At 72.9% G+C, this 26,756-nt stretch carries 23 protein-coding genes; 10 read left to right on the forward strand and 13 right to left on the reverse strand.

Annotated elements, in window-relative coordinates; all coding sequences use genetic code 11:
- Positions 1–15 precede the first annotated feature (15 nt).
- The 5 genes from ACZ68P_RS25435 to ACZ68P_RS25455 all read right to left on the reverse strand — a co-directional run bounded on the left by ACZ68P_RS25435 (position 16) and on the right by ACZ68P_RS25455 (position 8,431).
- The gene (locus ACZ68P_RS25435) at positions 16–3,417 is read right to left on the reverse strand and encodes a FlgD immunoglobulin-like domain containing protein (RefSeq protein WP_471009950.1); all 3,402 of its coding nucleotides are present in this window, start codon (positions 3,415–3,417) and stop codon (positions 16–18) included.
- Positions 3,418–3,531: 114 nt separating this feature from the next.
- Positions 3,532–4,716, reverse strand: coding sequence for a hypothetical protein (locus ACZ68P_RS25440; RefSeq protein ID WP_471009953.1), 1,185 nt, complete (start codon positions 4,714–4,716; stop codon positions 3,532–3,534).
- A gap of 286 nt (positions 4,717–5,002) precedes the next feature.
- Positions 5,003–6,655 (reverse strand): phospho-sugar mutase, encoded by a 1,653-nt coding sequence (locus ACZ68P_RS25445; RefSeq protein WP_471009956.1) that lies wholly within the window; start codon positions 6,653–6,655, stop codon positions 5,003–5,005.
- Positions 6,656–6,952: 297 nt separating this feature from the next.
- On the reverse strand, positions 6,953–7,756 hold the full coding sequence (locus ACZ68P_RS25450) for a purine-nucleoside phosphorylase (protein ID WP_365714258.1): 804 nt from the start codon (positions 7,754–7,756) through the stop codon (positions 6,953–6,955).
- 237 nt (positions 7,757–7,993) lie between these two features.
- Entirely contained in the window at positions 7,994–8,431 is a 438-nt protein-coding gene (locus ACZ68P_RS25455; RefSeq protein ID WP_365714259.1) for a gamma-glutamylcyclotransferase family protein, read from the reverse strand.
- Between the two features lie 181 nt (positions 8,432–8,612).
- Here ACZ68P_RS25455 and ACZ68P_RS25460 point away from each other — a divergent pair, with 181 nt between their 5' ends.
- Positions 8,613–10,052 carry an NAD(P)H-quinone dehydrogenase gene (locus ACZ68P_RS25460; RefSeq protein WP_365714260.1) on the forward strand — a complete coding sequence of 480 codons (1,440 nt, stop codon included), beginning with the start codon at positions 8,613–8,615 and terminating at the stop codon, positions 10,050–10,052.
- A 245-nt stretch (positions 10,053–10,297) separates the two neighbouring features.
- Positions 10,298–11,227 carry a DeoR/GlpR family DNA-binding transcription regulator gene (locus ACZ68P_RS25465; protein ID WP_471010170.1) on the forward strand — a complete coding sequence of 310 codons (930 nt, stop codon included), beginning with the start codon at positions 10,298–10,300 and terminating at the stop codon, positions 11,225–11,227.
- A gap of 39 nt (positions 11,228–11,266) precedes the next feature.
- On the opposite strand, the gene ACZ68P_RS25470 is transcribed toward ACZ68P_RS25465, so the two are convergent.
- Together ACZ68P_RS25470 and ACZ68P_RS25475 are read right to left on the reverse strand one after the other, a co-directional pair.
- Positions 11,267–11,812, reverse strand: coding sequence for a TetR/AcrR family transcriptional regulator (locus tag ACZ68P_RS25470; RefSeq protein WP_471009960.1), 546 nt, complete (start codon positions 11,810–11,812; stop codon positions 11,267–11,269).
- A gap of 254 nt (positions 11,813–12,066) precedes the next feature.
- Positions 12,067–13,821 carry an acetyl/propionyl/methylcrotonyl-CoA carboxylase subunit alpha gene (locus ACZ68P_RS25475; RefSeq protein ID WP_365714263.1) on the reverse strand — a complete coding sequence of 585 codons (1,755 nt, stop codon included), beginning with the start codon at positions 13,819–13,821 and terminating at the stop codon, positions 12,067–12,069.
- 362 nt (positions 13,822–14,183) lie between these two features.
- Between ACZ68P_RS25475 and ACZ68P_RS25480 the strand changes: the two genes are divergently transcribed.
- Entirely contained in the window at positions 14,184–14,612 is a 429-nt protein-coding gene (locus tag ACZ68P_RS25480; RefSeq protein ID WP_471009964.1) for a hypothetical protein, read from the forward strand.
- A 152-nt stretch (positions 14,613–14,764) separates the two neighbouring features.
- Here ACZ68P_RS25480 and ACZ68P_RS25485 read toward each other — a convergent pair whose 3' ends face one another.
- The 3 genes from ACZ68P_RS25485 to ACZ68P_RS25495 all read right to left on the reverse strand — a co-directional run bounded on the left by ACZ68P_RS25485 (position 14,765) and on the right by ACZ68P_RS25495 (position 16,370).
- A complete protein-coding gene (locus tag ACZ68P_RS25485) occupies positions 14,765–15,370 on the reverse strand; it encodes a nucleoside triphosphate pyrophosphatase (protein ID WP_471009966.1) in 606 nt (201 codons plus the stop codon).
- Positions 15,371–15,524: 154 nt separating this feature from the next.
- Positions 15,525–15,653 carry a morphogenic membrane protein MmpB gene (gene mmpB / locus ACZ68P_RS25490; RefSeq protein ID WP_365714266.1) on the reverse strand — a complete coding sequence of 43 codons (129 nt, stop codon included), beginning with the start codon at positions 15,651–15,653 and terminating at the stop codon, positions 15,525–15,527.
- 75 nt (positions 15,654–15,728) lie between these two features.
- Positions 15,729–16,370 (reverse strand): TetR/AcrR family transcriptional regulator, encoded by a 642-nt coding sequence (locus ACZ68P_RS25495; protein WP_471009969.1) that lies wholly within the window; start codon positions 16,368–16,370, stop codon positions 15,729–15,731.
- 77 nt (positions 16,371–16,447) lie between these two features.
- Here ACZ68P_RS25495 and ACZ68P_RS25500 point away from each other — a divergent pair, with 77 nt between their 5' ends.
- Positions 16,448–17,692 (forward strand): SGNH/GDSL hydrolase family protein, encoded by a 1,245-nt coding sequence (locus tag ACZ68P_RS25500; RefSeq protein WP_471009972.1) that lies wholly within the window; start codon positions 16,448–16,450, stop codon positions 17,690–17,692.
- 139 nt (positions 17,693–17,831) lie between these two features.
- Here the strand turns inward: ACZ68P_RS25500 and ACZ68P_RS25505 are convergent, their stop codons facing one another.
- Together ACZ68P_RS25505 and ACZ68P_RS25510 are read right to left on the reverse strand one after the other, a co-directional pair.
- Positions 17,832–18,044, reverse strand: coding sequence for an acyl-CoA carboxylase epsilon subunit (locus tag ACZ68P_RS25505; RefSeq protein ID WP_365714269.1), 213 nt, complete (start codon positions 18,042–18,044; stop codon positions 17,832–17,834).
- Positions 18,045–18,053: 9 nt separating this feature from the next.
- Positions 18,054–19,646 (reverse strand): acyl-CoA carboxylase subunit beta, encoded by a 1,593-nt coding sequence (locus tag ACZ68P_RS25510; RefSeq protein WP_471009974.1) that lies wholly within the window; start codon positions 19,644–19,646, stop codon positions 18,054–18,056.
- Between the two features lie 133 nt (positions 19,647–19,779).
- On the opposite strand from ACZ68P_RS25510, the gene ACZ68P_RS25515 reads away from it, so the two are divergent.
- From ACZ68P_RS25515 to hutH, 5 genes are all read left to right on the forward strand, one after another.
- On the forward strand, positions 19,780–20,631 hold the full coding sequence (locus tag ACZ68P_RS25515) for a biotin--[acetyl-CoA-carboxylase] ligase (RefSeq protein ID WP_471009977.1): 852 nt from the start codon (positions 19,780–19,782) through the stop codon (positions 20,629–20,631).
- A gap of 261 nt (positions 20,632–20,892) precedes the next feature.
- The gene (locus ACZ68P_RS25520) at positions 20,893–22,029 is read left to right on the forward strand and encodes an adenylate/guanylate cyclase domain-containing protein (RefSeq protein ID WP_471009979.1); all 1,137 of its coding nucleotides are present in this window, start codon (positions 20,893–20,895) and stop codon (positions 22,027–22,029) included.
- A 166-nt stretch (positions 22,030–22,195) separates the two neighbouring features.
- Entirely contained in the window at positions 22,196–22,993 is a 798-nt protein-coding gene (locus tag ACZ68P_RS25525) for an enoyl-CoA hydratase/isomerase family protein (protein WP_471009980.1), read from the forward strand.
- A 93-nt stretch (positions 22,994–23,086) separates the two neighbouring features.
- A complete protein-coding gene (locus ACZ68P_RS25530) occupies positions 23,087–24,202 on the forward strand; it encodes a GGDEF domain-containing protein (RefSeq protein ID WP_471009983.1) in 1,116 nt (371 codons plus the stop codon).
- A gap of 115 nt (positions 24,203–24,317) precedes the next feature.
- Positions 24,318–25,859, forward strand: a complete 1,542-nt coding sequence (hutH, locus tag ACZ68P_RS25535) for a histidine ammonia-lyase (RefSeq protein ID WP_471010172.1) — start codon at positions 24,318–24,320, stop codon at positions 25,857–25,859.
- 88 nt (positions 25,860–25,947) lie between these two features.
- Here the strand turns inward: hutH and ACZ68P_RS25540 are convergent, their stop codons facing one another.
- The gene (locus ACZ68P_RS25540; protein WP_471009986.1) at positions 25,948–26,235 is read right to left on the reverse strand and encodes a hypothetical protein; all 288 of its coding nucleotides are present in this window, start codon (positions 26,233–26,235) and stop codon (positions 25,948–25,950) included.
- Positions 26,236–26,344: 109 nt separating this feature from the next.
- Between ACZ68P_RS25540 and ACZ68P_RS25545 the strand changes: the two genes are divergently transcribed.
- Positions 26,345–26,722, forward strand: a complete 378-nt coding sequence (locus ACZ68P_RS25545; protein ID WP_471009989.1) for a hypothetical protein — start codon at positions 26,345–26,347, stop codon at positions 26,720–26,722.
- The last annotated feature ends 34 nt before the right edge of the window (positions 26,723–26,756 follow it).

A 26,756-nucleotide genomic window follows, 5' to 3' on the forward strand; every position in this document is an offset into this window, starting at 1 on the left:
TCTCCGCCCGTCGGTTCAGGGGGCGTGGAAGCCCTGGACGTCGGCGATGAGGTCGACGCTGCCGTTGCGGTTGTAGAAGGTGACCTTGCCGTCCTTGACGGGGACGACGACGAGGTTGGGGACGGTCTGTCCCGCGACGACGTTGAGGTTGGACGCGCTGGTGCGGGTGGTGCCGTAGGGGTGGACGGAGATGAACGTTCCGGCCGTCGGGTTGGTGGCGGTGACGTTGAGGACGACGGCGGTGACACCGGTGGCGGGGACGCCGCCCTTGCCCGCGACCGTCAGGGTGACCGTTCCGCCCGTGCCGATCTTGGCCTTGGCGACGCCCGTGCCGTCGCGGGTGTCCATCACCCGTGCCGGGGTCACCGGCTCGTAGAGCGAGCCCGCCCCCGTGTCGGTGTAGTACCCGGCGACGTCGGCGATGAGGTCGACGCTGCCGTTGCGGTTGTAGAAGGTGACCTTGCCGTCCTTGACGGGCACCACGACCAGGTTGGGGACGGTCTGTCCCGCGACGACGTTGAGGTTGGACGCGCTGGTGCGGGTGGTGCCGTAGGGGTGGACGGAGATGAACGTTCCGGCCGTCGGGTTGGTGGCGGTGACGTTGAGGACGACGGCGGTGACACCGGTGGCGGGGACGCCGCCCTTGCCCGCGACCGTCAGCGAGACGGTCCCGTCCGCGCCGATCCTGGCCTTGGCGACGCCCGTGCCGTCGCGGGTGTCCATCACCCGCGCCGGGGTCACCGGCTCGAACCGGGAACCGGAACCCGTGAGGGAGTAGTACCCGGCGACGTCGGCGATGAGGTCGACGCTGCCGTTGCGGTTGTAGAAGGTGACCTTGCCGTCCTTGACGGGCACCACGACCAGGTTGGGGACGGTCTGTCCCGCGACGACGTTGAGGTTGGACGCGCTGGTGCGGGTGGTGCCGTAGGGGTAGACGGAGACGAACGTTCCGGCCGTCGGGTTGGTGGCGGTGACGTTGAGGACGACGGCGGAGACGCCTCTCGCCGGCACGCCGCCCTTGCCCGCGACGGTCAGGGTGACCGTTCCGTCCGCGCCGATCCTGGCCTTGGCGACGCCCGTGCCGTCGCGGGTGTCCATCACCCGCGCCGGAGTCACCGGCTGGTACGCCCCGGAGGCCAGGGAGTCGGCGCGCGTCAGCGCGACGTCACCGGTCCGCGTGAGCGCCTGGCCCTCGCCGTCCGCCGGGACGGCCGTCAGCGTCCAGTCGTACAGTCCGTCCGGCAGCGCGGTCCCCGACGCGTCCTTCCCGTCCCACCGGGCCTCGACCACACCGCGGGCCTCGCCTCCCCTCAGGGTGTGGACGACGGTGCCGGCCGCGTCACGGACGTCGATCCGCCAGGACGAGGCGGGCTTGGACAGCCACCAGCTGCCCGACCAGGCCGGGTCGGTGGCCTTGCGGTCCAGGATCTCGGCGGGAGGCCGGGAGTCGAGCAGCCGCAGCGGCGGCGCCGCCACCCCGACGGGTACGACGTGGATGTCCTCCGCGGCGTCCACGTAGCTGACGTGGCCGCCGAACCGGTCCACGGTCCAGCCGCGGCCCGGCACGGGGTCCGCCACGGTTCCGATGACGCGGGTCGCGCCGCCCCCGCGCAGGGGGGTGGCGGAGACCGTGTGGCCCTGGGCGTGGGCGACGTAGCCGTCGCCGAGCAGAGCGGAGGTGTGGGCGGGCAGCGACACGTCCGCCCCCGTGTCGAGGTCCTTCACCCCGGAGGCCGTCGCACACTTCCAGTACACGGCCGATCCGACCGCCTGCAGCCCGGTCAGGTCGCAGCCAGCGACCCTCACCGAGCGCGTGGTCGCGCCGGTGCGGACGTCGACCGCGTCGACGACGCCGGCGGTCCTGCCCTCCACCCACAGCGTGCCGCCGTCGAGCGAGGTCAGCCGGTTCCCGATCGCACGGGAGAGGACGTTCTTGTCGGTGTCGATGTCGTGGACCTTGTACGTCTTCTCGGTGCCGTCGCGTTCCAGGTGGTCCTGGGTGTACGCGACGTACCGGCCGGACGACTGGAAGTCGGACGAATGGGGGTCGGTGTCCGTCCACCGGCCGGGCCCTAGGTTCTCTCCCTCCCGGACGAACCGGATGTTGCCCGGGTATCCGATCCAGAGGAGCCGGCCGTCACCGGAGGGCACGATCGTCTGGCACACCTGGCGGCAGTACCCCGGAACGTTGTTGTAGCCGTCCTGTCCGCGGTCGACCCTCGGACCCGCCGCGAGGTCACCGCCGACGGTGAGGTTCCGCGAGACGACCGCCGCCGCGTTGTACACGTCGTAGTCGTAGTTCTCCGTGCCGTGCAGGACGCCCTGCGCGACGACCAGCTGTTCGGTTCGGGTGATCCCCAGCGGTATCTCGTACAACGGGGTGAGGACGGGCGCGGACCCGCCCTCGGAGATCCCGACCCGATGGACCCGGTACGTCCCGTCCGCGCCCTCGACCGTCGCCAGCGCGCCGCCGCCCGGAGTGCCGAGGACCGCGTCGGCGTCGAACGCCGGGCGCGCCTCGCCGCCGTCCAGCGGGTACAGCGTGAACGGGTCGTCGCCGTCCTGGTCCTCCTCGCGGACCACCGCGTAGTCGCCGAGGAGCGCCGAGGGCGCCTCGGGCACGGAGATCTCCGCGACCGGCCGGGAGAGGTCGCCCTCGGTTTCCCACACCTTGAGGCGGTCGTTCTTGAAGTCGAAGTCCATGACGCGCGAGCCCACGAGCGGTGCGGTGCGGCCGGTGATGTCGTAGGCGATTCCCGTCGGGCGGACGACGAGGTCGTCGAGGCGGACCCATCCGACCTGTCGGGCGCCGCCGACGGTGTACGAGACGAGGAACCCACTGCCGTTGCCCTGGGTGATGTGGGCCGTGACGCTCTCGGCACCGGCCGGCGCCGTCACCGTGCGGTCCTTCAGCACACCATTCTCGTGGGAGAGGACGTGGACGGTCTTCGCACCCGTGTATTCGGTGGTGACGACCGAGCCGCCCTCCACATGCGCGAACGACTGGTTCGCGGGGACCGTCACGGTCCGCTCGGCGGCCGTGGGGCCGTCCTGGAAGACCACCCGCTGGGGCTCTCCCGGCGGCTCGTACACGCGGGCGATTCCGGTGCCGGTGCCGTACACGTCGCGGGCGCCCTTCGCGTCGTACCGGACGGAGGCACCGTCGGCGTACGCCACCCGGGCGTACCCCTGCCAGTCCTTGTGCAGGAAGCCGGTCGCCCCGGCGTGGACGAGCTGCCCCGGGACCCGGGACTTCTGAGCCGGGATGATGAGCGGTGCCGTCGGCGTCGTCTCCTCCGCCGCGACCGCCGGCCCCCCGGTGAACGGTGCGAGCGTGGCCGCCGCGGCGACGGCGACGGCGGTCGCCGCCAGCCGTCGGCGCGGCCGGTCCGCCGCTCCTCTCGCGCGATAGCGCACAGTGGCCCCCCACTTTGGTTAAAGGATCAAAGATTCGAGGCTAGCAACGGAGGTCGACGACCTCTCCGCTCCGCGCGTCACGACTCCGTCCCGACTGTCACAGGTCTGCGACAGTCACGGCGGCCCGTGCCAGACCAGGAGCATGTAGCCGCCCAGCCACGCCGAGGACACGGCCGCCCCCGCGAGGGCCAGGGCGGCGGCGTGGAGGCGGGCGCGGGTGAGGGCGTGGGCGAGGGGGAGCAGCAGGGGGAAGCCCGGCAGCAGGAAGCGGGCGCGCGGGAAGTACACCCCTCCGCTGCCGAGGACCACCAGCAGCAGGACCCCCGTGAAGACCAGCAGCGGCAGCGGCTGACGGTCGCCCAGACAGAGCAGGAACAGCGCCGCCGAGCCGATCAGCACGACGGAGACCACCACCAGGAAGAGCTGGGGCTTCCGGTCGTACACCAGGAGCTCGCGCAGGGTCCGCGCGGTCACGGCTCCGCCGTCCCACTCGTTGGTCCACAGCCGCTGGACGGCGAAGTAGCCGTCCCAGCGGCCCAGGCGCAGTCCCACCCAGCCGACGTAACCGAGCCAGCCGAGCGGCGCCACGAGCGCCGCCGCCAGCGCCGGGCGGCTGCCGCGCCGGGCGGCCAGCAGGCCGGCCGCCGTCACCGCCGCCGCCACGGCGATCCCGGTCGGCCGGGTGAGCCCGGCGGCGACCGCGAGACCCGCCGCCCAGGCCCACCGGCCGGTGAGGACCGCGTACAGCGACCAGGCGGTCAGCGCGGTGAACAGCGACTCGGTGTAGCCCATCCACTGGACGACGGCGACCGGCGCCGCGCCCCACAGCACGGCGAGGACGGTGCCCGTCCGGCGGCCGTGCAGCCGGTCGCCGACGGCGAAGACCCCCCAGGCGGCGACCAGCGAGCAGACCCCGGCGATCACCAGCGCCACGGAGGCGGGTGAGCCCGGCGCGACGGCGGCGAGCGTCCTGATCAGGGCGGGGTAGAGCGGGAAGAACGCGAGGTTGTTGCCGTACGTCCGGGTGCCGAGCTCCTGCGCGTAGCCGTCCTCGGCGATCCCGAGGTACCAGGACGAGTCCCAGGACGTGGCCAGCGTCGGCCAGACGCCGTGACCGCGCAGGTGCGCCCAGCGGGCGAGGACGAGCAGGCCCAGGAGCCGTACGACCAGATAGCCCAGGAGCGCGGGGGCGGCATGCCGCAGTGTGCCGCGCACCCGCTCCGGAAGGGCGTCGTGCGGCGGGTCCGGCGGCCGCCGCGAGGCGGGCACGGTGGGGCGGACGGACAGCACCGGGGGCACTGCGGCGGCTCCAGGGGTGGGTGTCGGGATACCGGGTCACCCTGGCGCGGACCACCTGATCGCGGGACGCGCGTTACGGCGGTTGCCGTACCGAATTCACCCGTACGGGAGGGGGCGGGGCGGGACAGCGGCGGGGCCCGTACGGAAACGAGGACGAGGGCCCGTACGGAGACGAGGACGAGGGCCCGTACGGAGACGATTCCGTACGGGCCCTCGTGCGTGCCGCGGTGGGGGAGACCGAAGCGGACGCCCGGGAACCCGGGCCGCGAGTCCCCCCGGCGCCGAGTCAGAGCCCGGCGGCGGCCGACAGGTCGTGCTTGATCGCGGTGAGGATGGCGGTGGCCTTCGCACGGGCCGTGGGCAGTTCGCTCGCGGCGGTGACCGGGACCACGACCTCCAGGTAGCACTTGAGCTTGGGCTCGGTGCCGCTCGGGCGGACGATCACGCGGGCCTTGTGGTCGCCGTCCAGGTAGTAGCGCAGCCCGTCCGTCGGGGGCAGCGACTCCGTGCCCTTCGTCAGGTCCTCCGCCCGTGTCACCGTCAGGCCGGCCAGCGAGACCGGCGGCCGCTCGCGCAGCGCCCTCATCGCGTTCGCGATGACGCTCAGGTCCTCGACCCGGACCGACAGCTGGTCCGTGGCGTGCAGGCCGTGCGCCACCGCCAGGTCGTCCAGGAGGTCCGTCAGCGTGCGGCCCTTCTCCTTCAGCTCCGAGGCCAGCTCGGCGACCATCAGCGCGGCGGTGATGCCGTCCTTGTCGCGGACGCCCTCGGGGTCGACGCAGTAACCCAGCGCCTCCTCGTAGCCGTACCGCAGGCCGTCGACGCGGGCGATCCACTTGAATCCGGTCAGGGTCTCCTCGTGGCCGACCCCGGCGGCCTCGGCGATGCGGCCGAGCAGCGAGGACGACACGATCGACTCGGCGAAGACGCCCCGCGCGCCCTTGTCGACGAGGTGCGCGGCGAGCAGCGAGCCCACCTCGTCGCCCCGCAGCATCCGCCAGCCGCCCTCGACGGCGGCGTCCGGCACCGCCACCGCGCACCGGTCGGCGTCCGGGTCGTTGGCGATCACGATGTCGGGTCCCACGGCGCGGGCCGCCTCGAAGGCGAGGTCCATGGCACCCGGCTCCTCCGGGTTCGGGAAGGCGACCGTCGGGAACGCCGGGTCCGGCTCGGCCTGCTCGGCGACGAGCGCGGGCGGCGGGAAGCCGGCCCGCGCGAAGGCGGCCGTCAGGACGTCCTTGCCGACGCCGTGCATGGCGGTGTAGACGGTCCGCACGGTCCTGGCCGTCCCAGGGGTCAGGACGGCCTCCGTACGGTCCAGGTAGGCATCCAGGACCTCGTCGCCGAGGGTCTCCCAGCCGGACTCCGGGCGCGGTACGTCGGCGAGCGAGCGCACCGCGGCGATCTCGGCGGCGATCTCGGCGTCCGCGGGCGGCACGATCTGCGAGCCGTCGCCGAGGTAGACCTTGTAGCCGTTGTCCCGCGGCGGGTTGTGGCTCGCGGTCACCTCGACACCCGCGACGGCACCCAGGTGCCTTATGGCGAACGCGAGGACCGGCGTCGGCAGGGGGCGCGGGAGCAGGGCCGCGCGCAGGCCGGCGCCGGTCATGACGGCGGCGGTGTCGCGGGCGAAGTCGGCCGACTTGTAGCGGGCGTCGTAGCCGATGACGACGAGTCCGCCCGTGCGGCCCTTCGCCTTGAGGTACGCCGCGAGTCCGGCGGCGGCCCGGATGACGACCGAGCGGTTCATCCGCATCGGGCCGGCGCCCAGCTCGCCGCGGAGCCCGGCGGTGCCGAACTGCAGCGTGCCGGCGAACCGGGCGGCGAGCTCGTCGGTCTCACCGGCCGCGACGAGCCGGGAAAGCTCCTCGCGGGTCTCGTTGTCGGGGTCCTCGGCGAGCCAGGCCTGGGCCCGGGCGAGGAGGTCGTCCTGCGTCACGGTGGGTGCCTTTCGGAGGGTGCGGGCGGGAGGGCGCGGGCGGGTTCTCTTCCCCGGCCCGGCCCTTCCCGAACGAGCCGCGCGACGGGCGGTGGGCTCCCCGGGGCGTCCTGCCGATCCTGCCGGGCGCGCGGCTGCTCCGGCCCGATCGGCGGAAGACCCCCCGGGCGGACCCCCGTACGGCCCGCGCCCGCGCGCCCCGCCGGGCCTCCGCGCCGGCGAGGGCGCGGGAGGCGTCGGGACGGAGGGCGGGCGGGCGTGGGCCCCGTCACGGGGCGGGCGGGGTGCGGCCGGCCGTCAGATGCGGTCGAGCACCCGGGTGAGCAGCTCGCCCATGCGGGCGGCGGAGTCGCGGCCGGCCTGGAGGACCTCCTCGTGGTTCAGGGGCTCGCCCGAGAGGCCCGCCGCCAGGTTGGTCACCAGGGAGATGCCCAGGACCTCGGCGCCGGCCTCGCGGGCCGCGATGGCCTCCAGGACCGTGGACATGCCGACCAGGTCGCCGCCCATGACGCGGACCATGTTGATCTCGGCCGGGGTCTCGTAGTGCGGCCCGGGGAACTGGACGTAGACGCCCTCTTCGAGGGTCTCGTCGATCTCCTGGCACAGCGCGCGCAGCCGCGGCGAGTACAGGTCGGTCAGGTCCACGAAGTTCGCGCCGACGATCGGGGAGGCGGCCGTCAGGTTGATGTGGTCGCTGATCAGGACCGGCTGGCCGGGGCGCATGCCCTCGCGCAGGCCACCGCAGCCGTTGGTCAGGACGACGGTCCGGCAGCCGGCGGCGACGGCGGTGCGCACGCCGTGGGCGACGGAGGCGACGCCCCGGCCCTCGTAGAAGTGGGTGCGGCCGAGGAAGACCAGCACACGCTTCTCGCCGATCTTGTACGAGCGGACCGTGCCGCCGTGGCCCTCGACGGCCGGCGGCGGGAAGCCGGGCAGCTCGGTGACCGGGAACTCGGCCTGCGGTGCGCCGAGCGCGTCGACGGCCGGCGCCCAGCCGGAACCCATCACCAGGGCGACGTCGTGGTTCTCGGTGCCGGTCAGCTCGCGAAGGCGCGCGGCAGCGGCCTCGGCGGCCTCGTACGGGGTGGCAGTTGCGTTCACTGACTCTCTCGCCTCGGGGAGGGGGTGTCCGAGGAGCGCCCCGGACGGATTTCATACGCGCAGAAGCGTAGCCCGAGAATTCCTACGCGCGTAGATGACGATGCGGACGGACATGCGATCGTTGTCTTGTCGTTTCCGACGAACACTGTGGCCTCCGGCACTCGGCCGTCTGCCGGGACTGTCCCAGGCCGCGCCCGTGACCAGGCTCTTCGTGGCGAGGGCGGGCCTCGGCGTCCGTCAGCAGGGCCGCTTGCGCAGCTCCATCACGTAGTCGTGCGGCGCGCCCGCCGACTCGGCCGCGTCGGCGATCTCGCCGAGGTACCGCGCGGACGGCAGACCGCCCTCGTACGCGTTGAGGACGTACACCCACGCGGCCTCCTCGCCGTCCAGGGTGTGCACCCGCACCCGCATCCGGCGGTAGATGTCGAGACCCACGCCCTCCCACCGGTCCATCGAGTCCTCGTCCATCGGCGCGATGTCGTACAGCGCGATGAAGACCTGGGAACGCGGTGCCTCCACGATCGTGGCCAGCGCGCCCTCCCAGCCCATCTGCTCGCCGCCGAAGGTGAGCCGCCAGCCGTTGAGCCAGCCGGTGCCGCGCAGCGGGGAGTGCGGGGCGCGGCGGGTCATGAGCCGCGCGTCGAGGTTGCCGGCGTACGCGGCGTAGAGCGACATGGGGTCGAGGGTACGGGAGGGGGAGGGGTGATCGCGGAAGCCCGTGGTGGGGGCCGTGACGGGGGCCGTTCGGAGGCCCCGACGAGAGCACCCTTGAAGCGTGCGGGACAATGGGGTACGCACTGCACGCAGCCCCACGGGGTCACCCCCCGGCAGAACGAGAGCGCGAGGCGTAACCCACGTGACCCGGATCGTGATCATCGGTGGCGGACCCGGCGGATACGAGGCGGCCCTGGTGGGCGCCCAACTCGGCGCGGAGGTGACCGTCGTCGACTGCGACGGCCTCGGCGGCGCGTCCGTCCTGACCGACTGTGTCCCCTCGAAGACCCTCATCGCCACGGCCGAGGTGATGACCACCTTCGACTCCTCGTACGAGGAGCTGGGCATCATCGTGGCCGACGACACCCCGCACGTGGAGCAGGCCGCCCGCGTCGTCGGCGTCGACCTCGGGAAGGTCAACCGCCGGGTGAAGCGCCTCGCGCTCGCCCAGTCCCACGACATCACCGCCTCCGTCACCCGGGCCGGCGCCCGGGTGCTGCGCGGCCGTGGCCGGCTGTCGGGCCGGCAGGCCGTGGACGGTTCCCGTCAGGTGATCGTCACCGCCGCCGACGGCAAGGAGGAGGCGCTCACCGCCGACGCCGTGCTGATCGCGACCGGCGGTCACCCGCGCGAGCTGCCCGACGCGCAGCCCGACGGCGAGCGGATCCTGAACTGGACCCAGGTCTACGACCTCAAGGAGCTGCCCGAGGAGCTCATCGTGGTCGGCTCCGGTGTCACCGGCGCCGAGTTCGCCGGCGCCTACCAGGCCCTCGGCTCCCGGGTCACGCTCGTCTCCTCGCGCGACCGCGTGCTGCCCGGTGAGGACCCGGACGCCGCCGCCGTCCTGGAGGACGTGTTCCGCCGCCGCGGCATGAACGTCATGGCCCGCTCGCGCGCCGAGTCCGCCAAGCGGGTCGGCGACCGGGTGGAGGTCACCCTGGCCGACGGCCGGGTCATCTCCGGCACCCACTGCCTCATGGCGGTCGGCGCCATCCCGAACTCGGCCGGAATGGGACTGGAGGAGGCCGGGGTCCGGCTGAAGGACTCCGGCCACATCTGGACCGACAAGGTCTCCCGCACCTCCGCCCCGGGCGTCTACGCCGCCGGCGACGTGACCGGCGTCTTCGCGCTCGCCTCGGTGGCGGCCATGCAGGGGCGGATCGCGATGTACCACTTCCTCGGCGACGCGGTGGCCCCGCTGAACCTGAAGACGGTCTCCTCGAACGTCTTCACCGACCCGGAGATCGCCACCGTCGGCTACACCCAGGCGGACGTGGACGCGGGCAAGATCGACGCCCGGGTCGTCAAGCTGCCGCTGCTGCGCAACCCCCGCGCGAAGATGCAGGGCATCCGGGACGGCTTCGTCAAGATCTTCTGCCGTCCGGGCACGGGGATCGTGGTCGGCGGTTGTGTCGTCGCCCCCAAGGCGAGCGAACTGATCCATCCGATCTCGATCGCGGTGGACAACAATCTGACCGTCGAGCAGATCGCGAACGCCTTCACCGTGTACCCGTCCCTGTCGGGCTCGATCGCGGAAGTGGCACGGCAGTTGCAGACCCGAAAGGCGACGGGCGAGGCGTAGCCGGCGCTCCCCGCCGGGGGCGCGCCCGGCCCCGGTCGGGGAGAGGGGGACAATCCCCGGCAACCCCCGGCGAACGGGGGGCCACTCCTCGCACTCCGTGATCAACGACGGGACTTCCCATATCACTTGGGGGTCCCGTCTGTGCGCATCTTCTGCAATTCGGCGCATAGTGCTGAAAAGTATCGGCCGCTCAGGTTACTGTCAGTTTCGTGTTCGCTGCAGAACGTCGTCAGTTGATCCTCGAAATGGTGCGCGCCAACGGGGCCGTGTCGCTCCGTGAGCTCGCCCGCGTCGTCCAGACCTCAGAAGTGACCGTACGGCGAGACGTGCGGGCACTGGAGGCAGAAGGACTCCTCGACCGCCGGCACGGCGGTGCGGTACTACCGGGCGGTTTCACGCGAGAGTCCGGCTTCCCGCAAAAGTCCCATCTCGCGACCGCGGAGAAGACGGCCATCGCCGACGTCGCCGCGAGCCTCGTCGAAGAGGGCGAGGCCATCGTCGTCGGCGCCGGGACGACCACGCAGGAGCTGGCCCGCCGGCTCGCCCGCGTGCCCGGCCTGACCGTGGTCACCAACTCGCTGCTCGTCGCCCAGGCCCTCGCCCACGCCAACCGGGTCGAGGTCGTCATGACCGGCGGCACGCTGCGCGGGTCGAACTACGCGCTGGTGGGCAGCGGTGCCGAGCAGTCGCTCCAGGGCCTCCGGGTCTCCCGGGCCTTCCTCTCCGGAAGCGGACTGACCGCCGAGCGCGGCCTGTCCACGTCCAACATGCTCTCCGCGAGCGTGGACCGGGCCCTCGTGCAGGCGGCGGCGGAGGTGGTGGTCCTCGCCGACCACACCAAGCTCGGCACCGACACGATGTTCCAGACGGTGCCGACCGACGTGATCACCCGGCTGGTCACCGACGAGCCGCCGGCGCACGACGACCGGGCCGCGACGGAGCTCCAGGCGCTCGCCGACCAGGGTGTCCAGATCGCGGTGGCGGGCACGGGCGCGGCGCCGGGCGCGGGGGCCGACCCCGTCCCCCCGGGCGGCGGCCGCCCTCGACGTGACGTGCCCCTTCCCGGGCAGCGCGGCCGCTACCCGGCCGGGCAGTTCCGTGGCGCGGCCGCGATGGCCGCCGAGCCGCTCGGCCCCGAGAGGACGGCCCGCGTCGCGGACATGCGGCGTCGCTGAGCACCCGGCCGGCGGAGGGGGACCTCGCCGGCACCCGGGTCACCGTTCGAGGCCCCGCAGGGTCAGGGTGAGCAGGCGGTCCGCCAGGCCCTCGTCGTCGGGGGACTGTTCGGCGGCCAGGGCGATCGCCTTGGTGAGCTGCATCAGATCGCCGATCGACACGTCGTCGCGGACCGAACCCGCGCGCCGAGCCCGGTCGAGCAGGCGCTCTCCCGCCGTCCGCAAGGGGACGCTGCACTGCGCGAGCGCCGAACTCTCGTCGTACGAAGCCGACATGAGCGCCCGCGCGAGGCCGCGGTACTCACCCGCATGGGTGATGAGGGCGCGCAGCCACTCCCCGAGCGCCCGGCACGGGTCCTCCGCCTCGGCGAGGTCGCGCGAGCGCTGGACGAGCGTGGCCAGCGCCTCCTGGAAGACCGCGTTCACCAGGGCGTCACGGCTCGGGAAGTGCCGGTAGAGGGTGCCGATGCCGACTCCGGCGCGGCGGGCCACCTCCTCCAGGGAGGCGTCCGTGCCGCGCTCGGCGAAGGCGGCGCGGGCCTCGCCCAGCAGCCGCTCGTGATTGCGGCGCGCGTCGGCCCGCATGTGTCCTCCCCCGGTTCCGTCCAGCCGCGCCCCGTCGGGCCGTATCCCGTCGAGGCGTACCCCGTCGGCCCCGTATCCTCCGGACCGTTTTCTTCGGCCGTTCCCTTCGGGCCGTTCACGACCGCCGGTTGACGACCGCCGGTTGACGACCGCCGGTTGACGACCGCACGTGCGCGTCCGCCCGTTCACGTCGACGAAGGGCCCGCGGGCGGCGTGCGCCCGCGGGCCCTTCGTACGGTACCTGTGCGACCCGGTCAGTCCTTGATCTCGCAGATGGGGGCGCCGGAGGTGACGGAGGCGCCGACCTCGGCGGAGAGTCCCTTGACGGTGCCCGAGCGGTGGGCGTTGAGGGGCTGCTCCATCTTCATGGCCTCCAGGACGACGATCAGGTCGCCCTCCTTGACCTCCTGGCCCTCCTCGACGGCCACCTTGACGATGGTGCCCTGCATCGGGGAGGCGAGGGTGTCGCCGGAAGCGGTCGGGCCCGACTTCTTCGCGGCGCGGCGCTTCGGCTTGGCACCGGCGGCCAGACCCGTGCGGGCCAGCGTCATACCCAGGGAGGACGGCAGGGAGACCTCGAGGCGCTTGCCGCCGACCTCGACGACGATCGTCTCGCGGCCGGACTCGTCCTCTTCGGCGTCGGCGCCGGCGGGAGCGAACGGCTTGATCTCGTTGACGAACTCCGTCTCGATCCACCGGGTGTGGACGCGGAACGGGTCGCTGGTGAACGCGGGGTCGACCACCACGGCCTGGTGGAACGGGATGGCGGTGGCCATGCCCTCGACCGTGAACTCGGCCAGCGCGCGGGCCGCGCGCTGCAGGGCCTGCTCCCGGGTGGCGCCCGTGACGATCAGCTTGGCGAGCAGCGAGTCCCACGCCGGGCCGATCACCGAGCCGGACTCGACACCGGCGTCCAGACGGACACCGGGACCGGTGGGCGGGTTGAAGACGGTGACGGTGCCGGGGGCGGGCAGGAAGTTGCGGCCGGGGTCCTCGCCGTTGATCCGGAACTCGAACGAGTGACCGCGCATCGGCGGATCGTCGTAGCCCAGGGCCTCGCCGTCGGCGATGCGGAACATCTCCCGCACGAGGTCGATCCCGGTGACCTCTTCGGTGACGGGGTGTTCGACCTGGAGACGGGTGTTGACCTCCAGGAAGGAGATCGTGCCGTCGGTGCCGACGAGGAACTCCACCGTGCCGGCGCCGACGTAGCCGGCCTCCTTCAGGATCGCCTTCGACGCCGCGTACAGCTCCGCGTTCTGCTCCTCGGTCAGGAACGGGGCGGGGGCCTCCTCCACGAGCTTCTGGTGGCGCCGCTGGAGGGAGCAGTCGCGGGTCGAGACGACGACGACGTTGCCGTGGGAGTCGGCCAGGCACTGGGTCTCGACGTGCCGGGGCTTGTCGAGGTAGCGCTCGACGAAGCACTCGCCGCGGCCGAAGGCGGCCACCGCCTCACGGACGGCGGAGTCGTACAGCTCGGGGACTTCCTCGAGGGTGCGGGCGACCTTCAGGCCGCGGCCGCCACCGCCGAAGGCGGCCTTGATCGCGATCGGCAGACCGTGCTCGCGGGCGAAGGCGACGACCTCGTCCGCGTCGGCGACCGGGTCGGGGGTGCCCGCGACCAGCGGGGCGCCGGCACGCTGCGCGATGTGCCGGGCGGCGACCTTGTCGCCGAGGTCGCGGATGGCCTGCGGCGGCGGGCCGATCCAGGTCAGACCCGCGTCGAGCACGGCCTGGGCGAATTCGGCGTTCTCGGAAAGGAAGCCGTAGCCGGGGTGGATCGCGTCCGCCCCGGAGTCCTTGGCCGCCTGCAGCACCTTGGCCATGTCGAGATAACTGGCGGCCGGGGTGTCACCGCCCAGAGCGAACGCCTCGTCGGCCGCGCGGACGTGCAGAGCGTCCCGGTCCGGATCGGCGTAGACGGCTACGCTCGCGATCCCGGCGTCCCGGCACGCCCTGGCGACGCGGACAGCGATTTCGCCACGGTTGGCGATGAGCACCTTGCGCACGATGGCTCCCTCCTTGAAACAAGCTGAGTTTAGGGACTGCCGACACGGCCTTTCGACCCGTCCCCAGTGGTGAGCTTGCCCACACGGAGCGTGATACGAGGCCCGCTCGGGTCGTGAAATCCCTTGTCGCACCACGGTACGCAGGGTTCCTTGACGGCACAGTAGCTCCGAGGTGTGGCGCAGGTCTCTGTTCCGGCGGCCAGTCGCCGGGCGGGTTTCTTTGTGGAGTCCCTACGAACGGCTCAATGATTCTTTGCGGTCGGGTCCGGCTGCGCGGACCCTTGTCCGAAGGTTTACCAGTCAGTAGCCTTCGCGCTGTCGTCCGTACTCCAGGTAACAGCCGTACTCAGGGGGTGGCCCGCGTGGCCCGCAGACCGATAGCGCTCGTGACGGCGGCGGTGCTCCTCCTGGAGGCACCGGGCATCGTCGTCCTCAACGCCGTGATGGCGAGGTTCGTGGAGATCCAGTCGATGTCGCTCGACGGCCTCGACCCGGGCGCGATGGTCACGGGCACCTGGGTGCTCGGCATCGTCTCCGGCATCCTCCTGGGGCTGTGCGCCCTGGTGGCCGCGCTGGCGGGCATCCGCGACCGCCGTCCTGGGCGGGCGGGCCGCGCCCTCCTGATCGGCTGCGCGGTGGTGCACGGCCTTCTCGCGGCGGTGACGGTGGGTCTGATCGGCTGGGGGGCCTTCGCGTTCATGTCCGTGGTGCTCGGACTCGTCGTCCTCACCCTGGTGGCGTACGGCAAGACCGGCGAAGAAGCCCCCGAAGGGGCTCCGGCGGTCGCGTGACGCCTTTCGGGTGACGGCCGTCCCCGAAGGCCGGAACCAAGGCCGGGGCGGAGGCCGGAACCAAGGCCGGAAACAGCGCCGGGGCGGAGGCCGGAGCTACCGCCGGCCGGCGCGGGTCCGCGCGCCGCGCGACGGGGCCGTACCGCGGGCCCTCAGGTCCACAGGTCGGTGATCGAGACCCCCAGCTTGCCGAGCAGTGTGCGCAGCAGCGGCAGGGAAAGGCCGATCACGTTCCCGGGGTCGCCGTCGATGCCGTCGATGAACGGCGCCGAACGGCCGTCGAGGGTGAACGCCCCCGCCACGTGGAGGGGCTCGCCGCTCGCCACGTACGCGGCGATCTCCTCGTCCGTCGGCTCGCCGAAGCGGACCACGGTGGAGGCGGTCGCCGACTCGTAGCGCTTGGCCGCCGTGTCGTAGACGCAGTGGCCCGTCTGGAGGATGCCCACCCGGCCCCGCATGGCCTTCCAGCGCGCCGTGGCCTCCGCGGCGTCGGCGGGCTTGCCCAGCGCCTGCTTGTCGAGTTCCAGGACGGAGTCGCAGCCGATGACGAGTGCGCCGCTCGCCTCGGGGCGGGCGGCCACGTGCGCGGCCTTCGCCTCGGCGAGGGCGAGCGCGAGTTCGGCCGGGGTCGGGGCGTGCATCTTGTCCTCGTCGACGCCGCTCACGATGACCTCGGGGGCGAGTCCGGCCTGCCGGAGCAGTCCGAGCCGGGCGGGGGAGGCGGAGGCGAGCACGACACGGCGGCGATCAGCAGTCATGGGGCAACCCTAAGGGCTGTCCCGTCAACCCCGGTGGATCGGACAGTCCTTGGCCGGTCCGCCGGCTCGCCCGGGCGTGCGCGGCCCGTCGCGTGCCTCTCGGCCCCCGGGCCCCGGCCCCCCGTCGCCGCTCCCCGGGGAGGGGCCGTGGGCGTCAGTGCAGGCCCGCCGCGAGCATCGCCACCAGCATCGCCAGAGCCAGCAGGATGGACGCGCGACGCAGCATCGCCTGCATGTCGCGCATCTCCTTGGGGGGCTCGTCCTTCGGGTCCGACCAGAGCATGCCCTCGATCCTGCGGCCGGGACGGCCGGCGCGCCTGAGTACCCGTACTCAGGAACCCCGGTGCCGACGGACTACTCACCGCCGGGTGAACACCCCGCCACCGGCCGCGGTCAGGGCCGCCGCCACCGCGCGTTCGGCGTCCTCCGCCGCCAGCGGCTCGCGCGTGATCATGAAGCGGTAGTAGAGCGGGGCCGAGACCGCCCGGAGCAGTTCGAGGCCGTCCGTGTCCGCCGGGACCTCGCCGCGGGCCGCGGCCCGCTCCACGACCGGGGCCCATTCCTCCAGGCGGGCCCGGTAGAAGCCGTGCAGGGCGGCGGCGCACTCCTGGTCGCAGGCCGCGGCGGCGATGACGGCGCGGAAGACGGCGCCCATCCGCGCGTCGGTGAGGGTGTGGCGTACGAGGGCGGCGTTGGCCCGCAGGTCACCGGCGAGGCTGCCGGTGTCGGAGGCGGGCAGGGACCGGTCGGCCATGTCCCGCAGGAGGTCGGCTACGAGGCCGACGGGGGAGCCCCAGCGGCGGTAGACGGTCGTCTTGCCCACCCCCGCGCTCACGGCGATGTGGTCCATGTTCAGCGCGTGGAAGCCGGCGTCTGCCAGCGCGTCCTCCGTCGCGGCCAGGACGGCCGCGCGCACCTTGGCCGTACGGCCGCCGGGGCGGACCGTGCCCGGCGTGCCGTCTCCCGCACCGTCGCCGTCCAAATGGGTCTGCTGTTCCATTAGCGCCTCCGAGTCTGCTACGGTCCCTCCATCTTAACGGAACTGCGTTCCCGTTAACGCCTCGGAAGGGTCGTGTCATGAAGAAACTGCTCACCCCCGTGCTCGCCGCCGCCCTCGGTCTCACCCTCCTCTCCGGCCCCCCGGCCGACGCCCGCCCCGGCCGCACCCCCGTGTGGCGGGCCGCCTGGGGCGCCGCTCCGCAGGCCCCCGCCACCGGCTTCACCCCCAACTGGTCGCAGGAGGGCTTCTCCCGCCAGACCGTCCGGCAGGTCGTCCGCGTCACCGAGGACGGTGACCACGCTCGCATCCGGCTCTCCAACGCGTACGGCACCTCGCCGCTCGTCGTCACCGGCGCCACCCTCGCCCGCACCGACACGGGCGCGTCGGTCGAGCCCGGCTCGGTCCGCCACCTCACCTTCGGCGGCAGGCGGTCGGTGACCGTCCCCGCCCACGGCGAACTGCGCAGCGACGCCGCCGCCCTCGGTCTGCGCCGGCTGGAGTCCGTCACCGTCACGCTCCACCTCGCGGGGACGACCGGGCCGGCCACCTTCCACTCCCAGGCATGGACCGACACCTACCGCGCCGAGGGCGACCACCGCGCCGACGTGAGCGGCCGGGCGTTCACCGCCCGCACCGCGTCCTGGTACTACCTCAGCGGGGTCGAGGTGAGCGGCGGAGCCCCGCCCCGGAAGGGCGCGGTGGTCCTCTTCGGCGACTCCCTCACGGACGGCTTCGGATCCACCCCGAACACCGACCGCCGCTACTCCGACGCCCTCGCCGAACGCCTCGACCGGCCCGTGGTGAACTCCGGCATCGGCGGCAACCTCGTCCTCAACGACTCCGCCTGGTACGGCGAACGCGCCACCGCCCGCTTCCGCCGCGACGCGCTCGACCAGCCCGGCGTCGGGACCGTCGTCCTCCTCCAGGGGCTCAACGACATCGGCTACAGCGAGGCCGCGCTGAAGGCCGACCCCCACCCCACCTACAAGCCCTCGCCCGTCGTCACGTCCGCCGAACTCATCGCCGCCTACCGGACGTTGATCGACGCGGCGCACGACCGGGGCGTGCGGATCGTCGGCTCGACGCTGCTGCCCTTCAAGGGCACCAGCCACTGGGGCCCGACCGCCGAGCGGACCGGCGCCGAGGTCGACCACTGGATCCGCACCTCGGGCGAGTTCGACGCGGTGGTCGACTTCGCCCGGCTCCTCGCCGACCCGGAGGACGCGCGGGCGCTGAACCCCGTCTACGCCCACACGGACCGCCTGCACCCGAACGACGCCGGCTACCGCCTGATGGCCGAGGCCGTCGCCCCCCTCGTCTGACCGTCGCCTCCCCGAGGTCGTGTCGGACACTCCCTCAAGGTGACCTGCCGATCCCCCGGGTCCCGGCGGCGCCCGTCGCCGGACACGCGAAAGGCCGGACCTCCCGCACAAGAGGTCCGGCCTTGCGTGCGCGTACGCGTCAGACGGGCCAGTAGGAGCGCGCCCACGAGCGCGGCCCCGGCCGGTGCCGTACCCCGCGGGCGATCCGCGAAGGATCGGCCCAGCCCTCGGGAACCCCCGGGCCGCCCTCGGCGGCGGACGCCGCCGCCGACGCCGCGGCCCGGGCCTGGACCACCGCCAGTGCGGCGGCCAGCTCCTCGGGGGTCGGATTGCCTCGAACGACCTTGATCACAGCGGCTCCTTACAGGGGGATGTTGCCGTGCTTCTTCGGAGGCAGGGATTCCCGCTTCGTCCGCAGCTGACGCAGGCCCTTCACGATCTGGGGGCGGGTGTCCGACGGCAGGATCACGCCGTCGATGTACCCGCGCTCCGCCGCCGTGTACGGGTTGAGCAGCGTGTCCTCGTACTCCTGGATCAGCCGCGCCCGCTCCGCCTCCTGGTCATCGGCCGCCGCGATCGTCCTGCGGTGCAGGATGTTCACCGCGCCCTGCGCGCCCATCACCGCGATCTGCGCGGTGGGCCAGGCGAGGTTGAGGTCGGCGCCCAGGTGCTTGGAGCCCATGACGTCGTACGCGCCGCCGAAGGCCTTGCGGGTGATCACCGTGATCAGCGGGACCGTCGCCTCGGCGTACGCGTAGATCAGCTTGGCGCCCCGGCGGATGATGCCGCCGTACTCCTGGTCCACGCCCGGCAGGAAGCCCGGCACGTCCACGAAGGTGATCACGGGGATGTTGAAGGCGTCGCAGGTACGGACGAACCGCGCGGCCTTCTCGGACGCGTTGATGTCCAGGCAGCCGGCGAACTGCATCGGCTGGTTGGCGACGATGCCGACCGGGAACCCCTCGACGCGGCCGAAGCCGGTGAGGATGTTCGGCGCGAACAGCGCCTGCGTCTCCAGGAACTCGCCGTCGTCCACCACGTGCTCGATGACCTGGTGCATGTCGTACGGCTGGTTCGCGGAGTCCGGGATCAGGACGTCCAGCTCGCGGTCCTCGTCGTTCACCTCGGTCTCGGCGACCTCGGGGAAGGCCGGCGGCTCGGAGAGGTTGTTCGACGGGAGGTACGACAGGAGGGACTTGACGTACTCGATCGCGTCCTTCTCGTCACCCGCCATGTGGTGCGCGACACCCGAGGTGGTGTTGTGCGTCCGGGCGCCGCCCAGCTCCTCGAAGCCGACGTCCTCGCCCGTCACCGTCTTGATGACGTCGGGGCCGGTGATGAACATGTGCGAGGTCTGGTCCACCATCACCGTGAAGTCGGTGATCGCGGGGGAGTACACCGCGCCGCCCGCGCACGGGCCGACGACCAGCGAGATCTGCGGGATGACACCCGAGGCGTGCGTGTTGCGGCGGAAGATCTCGCCGTACATGCCGAGCGCGTTGACACCCTCCTGGATGCGGGCGCCCCCGGAGTCGTTGATGCCGATGACCGGGCAGCCGGTCTTCAGGGCGAAGTCCATCACCTTGATGATCTTCTGCCCGAAGGTCTCGCCAAGGGCGCCGCCGAAGACCGTGAAGTCCTGCGAGAAGACCGCGACCGGGCGGCCGTCCACCGTGCCGTACCCGGTGACGACACCGTCACCGTACGGGCGGTTCTTCTCCAGGCCGAAGTTGGTCGACCGGTGCCGGGCCAGCTCGTCCAGCTCCACGAACGAGTCCTCGTCGAGCAACAGCTCGATCCGCTCGCGCGCGGTCAGCTTCCCCTTCGCGTGCTGCTTCTCGACGGCACGTTCGGAGCCGGCATGCGTCGCCTCGTCAATACGGCGCTTCAGATCCGCGATCTTGCCCGCGGTCGTGTGAATGTCGATCTCTTGTGGCTCTACCGACTCGGACATCGGGATGCGGCTCCCTGCCTGGTCACGGGGGTTCATTGACTACCAATGGGCTATTACTGGCCTACTGATCCGTAGGGTATCGACGCCGATACGGTTCGGCACTGCGGTGTTTGCCACACCTAGGCTGCCTTGCATGACGTCCTCTCATGGCTCAGGAGGGCCCTGGTCCGACCTGGACCGGCCCCCGCTCAACGCCGCCGCGCTGCGCCGCGCGCTCCTGCTCCCCGACGGACTGTGGACCTCCCTCGACGTGGTCCCCACGACCGGATCCACCAACTCCGACCTCGCCTCCCGCGCCGGTGACCTGCCCGAGGGGGCGGTGCTGGTCGCCGAGGAGCAGACCGCGGGACGCGGCCGCCTCGACCGCAGCTGGGTCGCACCGGCGCGGTCCGGACTCTTCGTGTCCGTGCTGCTCAAGCCCGACGTGCCGGTGCACCGCTGGGGCTGGCTGCCGCTGCTGACGGGTGTGGCCGCGGCGACCGGTCTCGCGAAGGCCGCCGGCGTGGACCTGTCCCTCAAGTGGCCCAACGACCTCCTGGTTTCGGTCGGAGGCGAGGAACGCAAGACGGGCGGCATCCTCGCCGAGCGGGCCGGCGAGGACGGGGTCGTCCTCGGACTCGGCGTCAACGTCACCCTGCGTGAGGAGGAGCTGCCGGTCCCGGCGGCCGGTTCGCTGCTCCTCGCGAACGCCGTCTCGACCGACCGCGACACGCTGCTGCGGGCCGTGCTGCGCTCGATGGACCAGTGGTACGGGGCGTGGGTGCGGGCGGACGGCGACCCCGAGCTCTCCGGCCTGCAGGAGGCGTACGCGGCTGGCTGCGCGACGCTCGGCCGCCGGGTGCGGGCCGAGCTGCCGGGCGAGCGGATGCTGGAGGGCGAGGCGGTGGCCCTGGACGGTGACGGCCGTCTGGTGGTCGCGACGGAGGGCGGAGGCACGGAGGCGGTCTCGGCGGGCGACATCGTCCACATGCGCGCCGAGGACTAGGCGGCGGCCGGAAAGCGTCGAAGTCCGCCCGGAGGCGCGGCCCAGGGGGGGACTTTCCGGACACGCACCGGGGCGACGGTGGTCCGGCGCCGCCGGGGCACCCGCCCCGTCCGGGCCGGCGTCCGGCGGCCGCCGTGACGCGACGACGCGGGTCGCGGGCACGGTTACGGCGTGAGCTGGCACACACCTGTCGTATCGTGGAGCGCGATCCAGGCGACAGATCGGCAGGGCAGTGGGCAGGGAACGGGCAGGAGGCGGCCGGTGACCGTCGACGACGAGAACGCGGGCGGGGACGAGCCGGCCACGTACCCCACCCCCCACCATGTCGTCGACCACACGGCCGAGCCGACCGACAACCCCCTGGCCATCCGCCTCGAACAGCTCATCCTCGGGGCCGAGCGCCGCTACACCCCCTTCCAGGCCGCCCGCACCGCCGGTGTCTCCATGGAGCTCGCCTCCCGCTTCTGGCGCGCCATGGGCTTCGCCGACATCGGGCAGGCCAAGGCGCTCACCGAGGCCGACGTCCTGGCCCTGCGGCGCCTGGCCGGTCTGGTCGAGGCCGGGCTGCTGAGCGAGCCGATGGCCGTGCAGGTCGCGCGCTCCACCGGGCAGACCACCGCCCGGTTGGCCGAATGGCAGATCGATTCCTTCCTGGAGGGCCTCACCGAGCCGCCCGAGCCGGGAATGACCCGCACCGAGGTCACGTACCCCCTGGTCGAGCTGCTCCTGCCCGAGCTGGAGGAGTTCCTGATCTACGTCTGGCGCCGCCAGCTCGCCGCCGCCACCGGCCGGGTCGTCCAGGCCGGTGACGACGAGGAGATGGTCGACCGACGCCTGGCCGTCGGCTTCGCGGACCTCGTCGGCTTCACCCGGCTCACCCGCCGCCTCGAGGAGGAGGAGCTGGGCGAGCTGGTCGAAGCCTTCGAGACGACGTGCGCCGACCTGGTCGCCGCGCACGGCGGCCGGCTGATCAAGACGCTCGGCGACGAGGTCCTCTACGCGGCGGACGACGCGGGGACCGCCGCCGAGATCGCGCTCCGGCTCATCGAGACGCTCGGCCAGGACGAGACGATGCCCGCCCTGCGCGTGGGCATCGCCTTCGGCACGGTGACGACCCGGATGGGCGACGTCTTCGGCACGACCGTGAACCTGGCCAGCCGGCTCACCTCGATAGCCCCCAAGGACACCGTCCTGGTGGACGGGGCGCTCGCCGAGGAGCTGACCCGGACCGGGGAGGCGCCCGTCTCGGAGACCCAGGCGGCGGAGGAGGCCGCCCGCGCGGAGAAGGAGGGCGAGGCGGCCCCGACGTACCGCTTCGCGCTCCAGCCGATGTGGCAGCGCCCCGTGCGCGGCCTGGGCGTCGTGGAGCCCTGGCACCTGACCCGCCGCCCCTCGTGAGGGCCCCTGCCGTCCGGATACCGCGGGCCCCAGTCGTCCGGATTCCGCCGGACGACAGGGCCCGTCCCGCGGGCGCCCCGGACCGATCTCGCGGGCGGCCGGACCGATCGGGCGGGCACCCCCTAGGATCCCGGTGAACAGTCGTTAACCGGGAGGGTGTGCGGTCATGTCGGTCCAGTCCGAGCAGCGTTTTGGTGAGTTCGTCGTGGTCCGGAAGGACGGGCACGTCGCCGAGCTCGTCCTCGACCGGCCCAAGGCGATGAACGCCGTCTCCTCCGAGATGGCCCGCTCCCTCGGCGCCGCCTGCGACGCGCTCGCCGCCGACACGTCGGTGCGGGTGACGGTGCTGACCTCGTCCAACGACCGGGCGTTCTGCGTCGGCGCCGACCTCAAGGAGCGCAACTCCTTCACCGACGCCGAGCTGGTGCGCCAGCGGCCGACCGCGCGCGGCGCCTACACCGGCGTCCTCGAACTGCCGATGCCGACCGTCGCCGCCGTGCACGGCTTCGCACTCGGCGGCGGGTTCGAGCTGGCGCTCGCCTGCGACGTGATCGTGGCCGACGCGACGGCCGTGGTCGGTCTGCCCGAGGTCTCCGTGGGAGTGATCCCCGGCGGCGGCGGCACGCAGCTCCTGCCGCGCCGGGTGGGCGCCGCCCGCGCCGCCGAGCTGGTCTTCACCGCGCGCCGGGTGGAGGCCGTCGAGGCCCGCGAGCTGGGCCTCGTCGACCTGCTGGAGGACGACGCCCGGACGGCCGCGCTGGAGCTCGCGGGACGGATCGCGGCGAACTCCCCGGTCGGCCTGCGCGCGGCCAAGCGCGCGATGCGGCTCGGGCAGGGCCTCGACCTGCGGGCGGGCCTGGAGGTCGAGGACGCGGCCTGGCGGTCCGTGGCGTTCTCCGGCGACCGTGCGGAGGGTGTGGCGGCGTTCAACGAGAAGCGGAAGCCGCAGTGGCCGGGCGAGTGAGAACCGTATGAGAAAAGTCCGCTTTCATCCGTTATGTGACTTTCTGTGATGCTCCACAAGTAAAAAAGGTTGAAAACTCCCTAAGCTGTAGAAATGGGAGAGGACGTGCGGCTGCGGGCCGTGGTGGCGCTGGCGCAGGCGATGGCGGCGGCGCACACACCGCGGGAGTTCTGGCGGGCGGCGGCGCTCGGCGCCCGCGACGCCCTCGGTGGCAGCTTCGCCGCGCTGTCCGTCTGGGAACGCGACCACGGCCGGCTGAAGGTGCTGGTGAACGCGGGGGACCGGGCGCTGGGGGAGGAGGAGTTCCCCGACGCCGAGACCTACCCCGTCCACCAGTTCCCGGAGATCACCGAGTTCCTGCACGAGCAGTGGGCGGGTGGCGCCGCGCCGGACGCCTGGGTGGAGACGGCGGAGGACCACGTCGTGACCGGCCGGGTCGCCGGTCTGCGCCGGCGGGGCCGCGGCTGCTGCGTGGTCGCGCCCGTGGTGCTGCACGGCCGGGCCTGGGGCGAGCTGTACGTGGCGCGGCGGGCCGGGGGGCCGGCCTTCGACCGCGACGACGCCGACTACGCCGCGGTCGTCGCCGCCGTGGTGGCGGCGGGCATCGCCCAGGCGGAGCGCCTGGAGGAGGTGCGGAAGCTGGCCTTCACCGACCCGCTGACCGGGCTGGCCAACCGGCGGGCGGTCGACACCCGGCTGGACGAGGCCGTCGAGCGGTACCGCGCGGACGGCTCCGTGGTGAGCCTCGTGGTGTGCGACCTGAACGGCCTCAAGCGGGTGAACGACACCCACGGCCACGCGGTAGGCGACCGCCTGCTGGAACGGTTCGGCTCGGTGCTCTCGCGCTGCGGGGCGATGCTCCCGGGCGCGCTCTCGGCCCGCCTGGGCGGGGACGAGTTCTGCCTCCTGTCGGTGGGTCCGACGGCCGACGAGGTGGTGGGCGTCGCGGACGAACTGTGCGTCCGGGCCGGGGAGCTGGAGCTCGGCGAGGGGGTGGCCTGCGGGGTCGCCTCCACCGGCGACCCGATCGGCCCGCTGAAGTCGGCGCGCCGTCTCTTCCGGCTCGCGGACGCGGCGCAGTACCAGGCGAAGGCGGCGCGCTCGGCCAAGCCGGTGGTCGCCGGGCGCGACGGCACGGTCATCGCGCTCGCGGACGCCCCGCCCGGTGCCCGCGACCGCCGTCGCTTCCGCGACGCCCCGCCCGTGTGAGGGTCCGTACAGGGGGTCGCGCACGGTCCGTGTAAGGGTCCGCGAGGCAACTGAGTCGTGACACGTTCGACTAGTGACACGTCGGGATTCAATCCGTAGGCTGCTGAATATGGATATGCACTCTGTCGTCCTTGGTCCGTTCGGCACCACCGCGCAGGACGTGATCGACGTCGCCCGCCACGACGCCCGCGTCGAGCTGTCGGCCGAGGCCGTGGAGGCGCTCGCCGCGGCCCGGACCATCGTCGACGCGCTCGCCGCCAAGCCCGAGCCCGTGTACGGCGTCTCCACCGGCTTCGGCGCGCTGGCCACCCGGCACATCAGCCAGGAGCTCCGCGCCCAGCTCCAGCGCAACATCGTCCGCTCGCACGCCGCCGGCATGGGCCCGCGCGTCGAGCGCGAGGTCGTGCGCGCGCTGATGTTCCTGCGGCTGAAGACCGTCGCCTCCGGGCACACCGGGGTCCGCCCCGAGGTGGCGCAGACGATGGCGGACGTCCTCAACGCCGGCATCACCCCGGTCGTGCACGAGTACGGCTCCCTCGGTTGCTCCGGCGACCTCGCCCCGCTCTCGCACTGCGCGCTCACGCTGATGGGCGAGGGTGACGCGGAGGGCCCCGACGGGACGGTGCGGCCCGCGGGCGAGCTGCTCGCCGAGGCCGGCATCCAGCCCGTCGAGCTCCGCGAGAAGGAGGGCCTCGCCCTCCTCAACGGCACCGACGGCATGCTCGGCATGCTGATCATGGCCCTCGCCGACCTCGACACCCTCTACACCTCGGCGGACATCACCGCGGCCCTCTCCCTCGAAGCCCTCCTCGGCACCGAGAAGGTCCTCGCCCCCGAGCTGCACGCCATCCGCCCCCACCCCGGCCAGGGCGCCTCCGCCGCCAACATGCTCGCCGTGCTCGCGGGCTCCGGCCTCACCGGTCACTTCCAGGCCGACGAGGCCCCGCGCGTGCAGGACGCGTACTCCGTGCGCTGCGCCCCGCAGGTCGCCGGGGCCGGCCGCGACACGATGGCCCACGCGCGACTGGTCGCCGAACGCGAGCTGGCCGCCGCCGTCGACAACCCGGTGGTGCTGCCCGACGGCCGGGTGGCCTCCAACGGCAACTTCCACGGCGCCCCCGTCGCGTACGTCCTCGACTTCCTCGCCATCGCCGCGGCGGACCTCGGCTCCATCGCCGAGCGCCGCACCGACCGGCTCCTCGACAAGAACCGGTCCCACGGGCTGCCGCCGTTCCTCGCCCACGACGCGGGCGTCGACTCGGGCCTCATGATCGCCCAGTACACCCAGGCCGCCCTGGTCAGCGAGATGAAGCGGCTGGCCGTCCCGGCCTCCGCCGACTCCATCCCGTCCTCCGCGATGCAGGAGGACCACGTCTCCATGGGCTGGTCCGCCGCCCGCAAGCTGCGCACCGCGATCGGCAACCTCAACCGGATCATCGCCGTCGAGCTCTACGCCGCCACCCGCGGCATCGAACTCCGCCACGGCCTGACCCCGGCCCCCGCCTCCCGGGCCGCCATCGACGCCCTGCGCGCCGCCGGCGTCCAGGGCCCCGGCCCCGACCGCTTCCTCGCCCCCGACCTGGAGGCCGCCGACGCCTTCGTCCGCGAGGGCAAGCTCGTCGCGGCCGTCGAGAAGGTCACCGGTCCGCTCGCCTGACCGGCCGCGCACGACGGAAGGGCCGCCCCGCGACGGGGCGGCTCTTGCGCGTCTTCGCCCCAGGCGTGCTTCGAAGGCCCCGCGGGGCTCAGGAGGCCCGGCCGCCGCGTCTCATCGCCAGCGCCACGAAACCCGCGCCGACCGCGAGGAAGCCCGTGCCGCCGATCACGTACGGCGTCGTGTCCAGCGTGCCGGTCTCGGCCAGGCGCGCCCCATCGGGCTCACCGGCCTCACCGTCGTCCTGGGTCACCGAGGTGCGCGAGCCGTCCGCCGGACGTTCCTCGTCCGTGGCGTTCGCGGAGGGAACGAACCACAGGGCGCACAACAGTGTCCCGGCGGCGGTGGCGGTCAGCAGCGGGCGGCGTGCGACGGACACAGATTTCGATCCCCCTTGCGGCAACCGCGAATTGGTGTGTGGGGCCGATGCTAATGAACACAGCGGGTCGCGGGAAAGCCGAGGGCCGGTGGAGCCTACGCTCGGTCGTATGAGTGCTTCCGAGACATCACGTTACGTACGACTTCGGGTGGAGGTCGTCCTGGAGATCGACGGCCCCGAGGAGCTGACCGAGGCGGCCGTCGGCCGGATCGACACCGACGAGTTCATGCCCGAGGACGAGCGCGCGCACGCCCGCTCGTCCGTCCAGGAGGACAGCGCCGAGGCGCTCGCCTATCTCGTCGAGCCGTTCGACCTGGTCAGCACGGTTCCCGGGGTCGAGCTCGTCCAGGCCTCCTGGAGCAGCGAGGAGGTCGACTACGACCCCGACGCACAGGAGTGGGACCTCGACGAGGAAGATGGGTCGGACACGGACGAGGAAGACGAGGCGGACGACGCCGACGAGGCGGACGACGAGGAACGGGTGTAGCGGGACACGCGGCGCTGCCGCCCCCGCGGGAAGC

It is taken from the genome of Streptomyces sp. NPDC036822, assembly GCF_055609145.1.

Bases quoted from the DNA above. Each gene is read 5' to 3' on its own strand.
- ACZ68P_RS25455 (WP_365714259.1), bottom strand. From the start codon at position 8,431: ATGTCGCTCTACGCCGCGTACGCCGGCAACCTCGACGCGCGGCTCATG.
- ACZ68P_RS25465 (WP_471010170.1), top strand. From the start codon at position 10,298: ATGGTGCGCGCCAACGGGGCCGTGTCGCTCCGTGAGCTCGCCCGCGTC.
- ACZ68P_RS25470 (WP_471009960.1), bottom strand. From the start codon at position 11,812: ATGCGGGCCGACGCGCGCCGCAATCACGAGCGGCTGCTGGGCGAGGCC.
- ACZ68P_RS25485 (WP_471009966.1), bottom strand. From the start codon at position 15,370: ATGACTGCTGATCGCCGCCGTGTCGTGCTCGCCTCCGCCTCCCCCGCC.
- mmpB (WP_365714266.1), bottom strand. From the start codon at position 15,653: ATGCTCTGGTCGGACCCGAAGGACGAGCCCCCCAAGGAGATGCGCGAC.
- ACZ68P_RS25495 (WP_471009969.1), bottom strand. From the start codon at position 16,370: ATGGAACAGCAGACCCATTTGGACGGCGACGGTGCGGGAGACGGCACG.
- ACZ68P_RS25500 (WP_471009972.1), top strand. From the start codon at position 16,448: ATGAAGAAACTGCTCACCCCCGTGCTCGCCGCCGCCCTCGGTCTCACC.
- ACZ68P_RS25510 (WP_471009974.1), bottom strand. From the start codon at position 19,646: ATGTCCGAGTCGGTAGAGCCACAAGAGATCGACATTCACACGACCGCG.
- ACZ68P_RS25515 (WP_471009977.1), top strand. From the start codon at position 19,780: ATGACGTCCTCTCATGGCTCAGGAGGGCCCTGGTCCGACCTGGACCGG.
- ACZ68P_RS25525 (WP_471009980.1), top strand. From the start codon at position 22,196: ATGTCGGTCCAGTCCGAGCAGCGTTTTGGTGAGTTCGTCGTGGTCCGG.
- ACZ68P_RS25530 (WP_471009983.1), top strand. From the start codon at position 23,087: ATGGGAGAGGACGTGCGGCTGCGGGCCGTGGTGGCGCTGGCGCAGGCG.
- hutH (WP_471010172.1), top strand. From the start codon at position 24,318: ATGCACTCTGTCGTCCTTGGTCCGTTCGGCACCACCGCGCAGGACGTG.
- ACZ68P_RS25545 (WP_471009989.1), top strand. From the start codon at position 26,345: ATGAGTGCTTCCGAGACATCACGTTACGTACGACTTCGGGTGGAGGTC.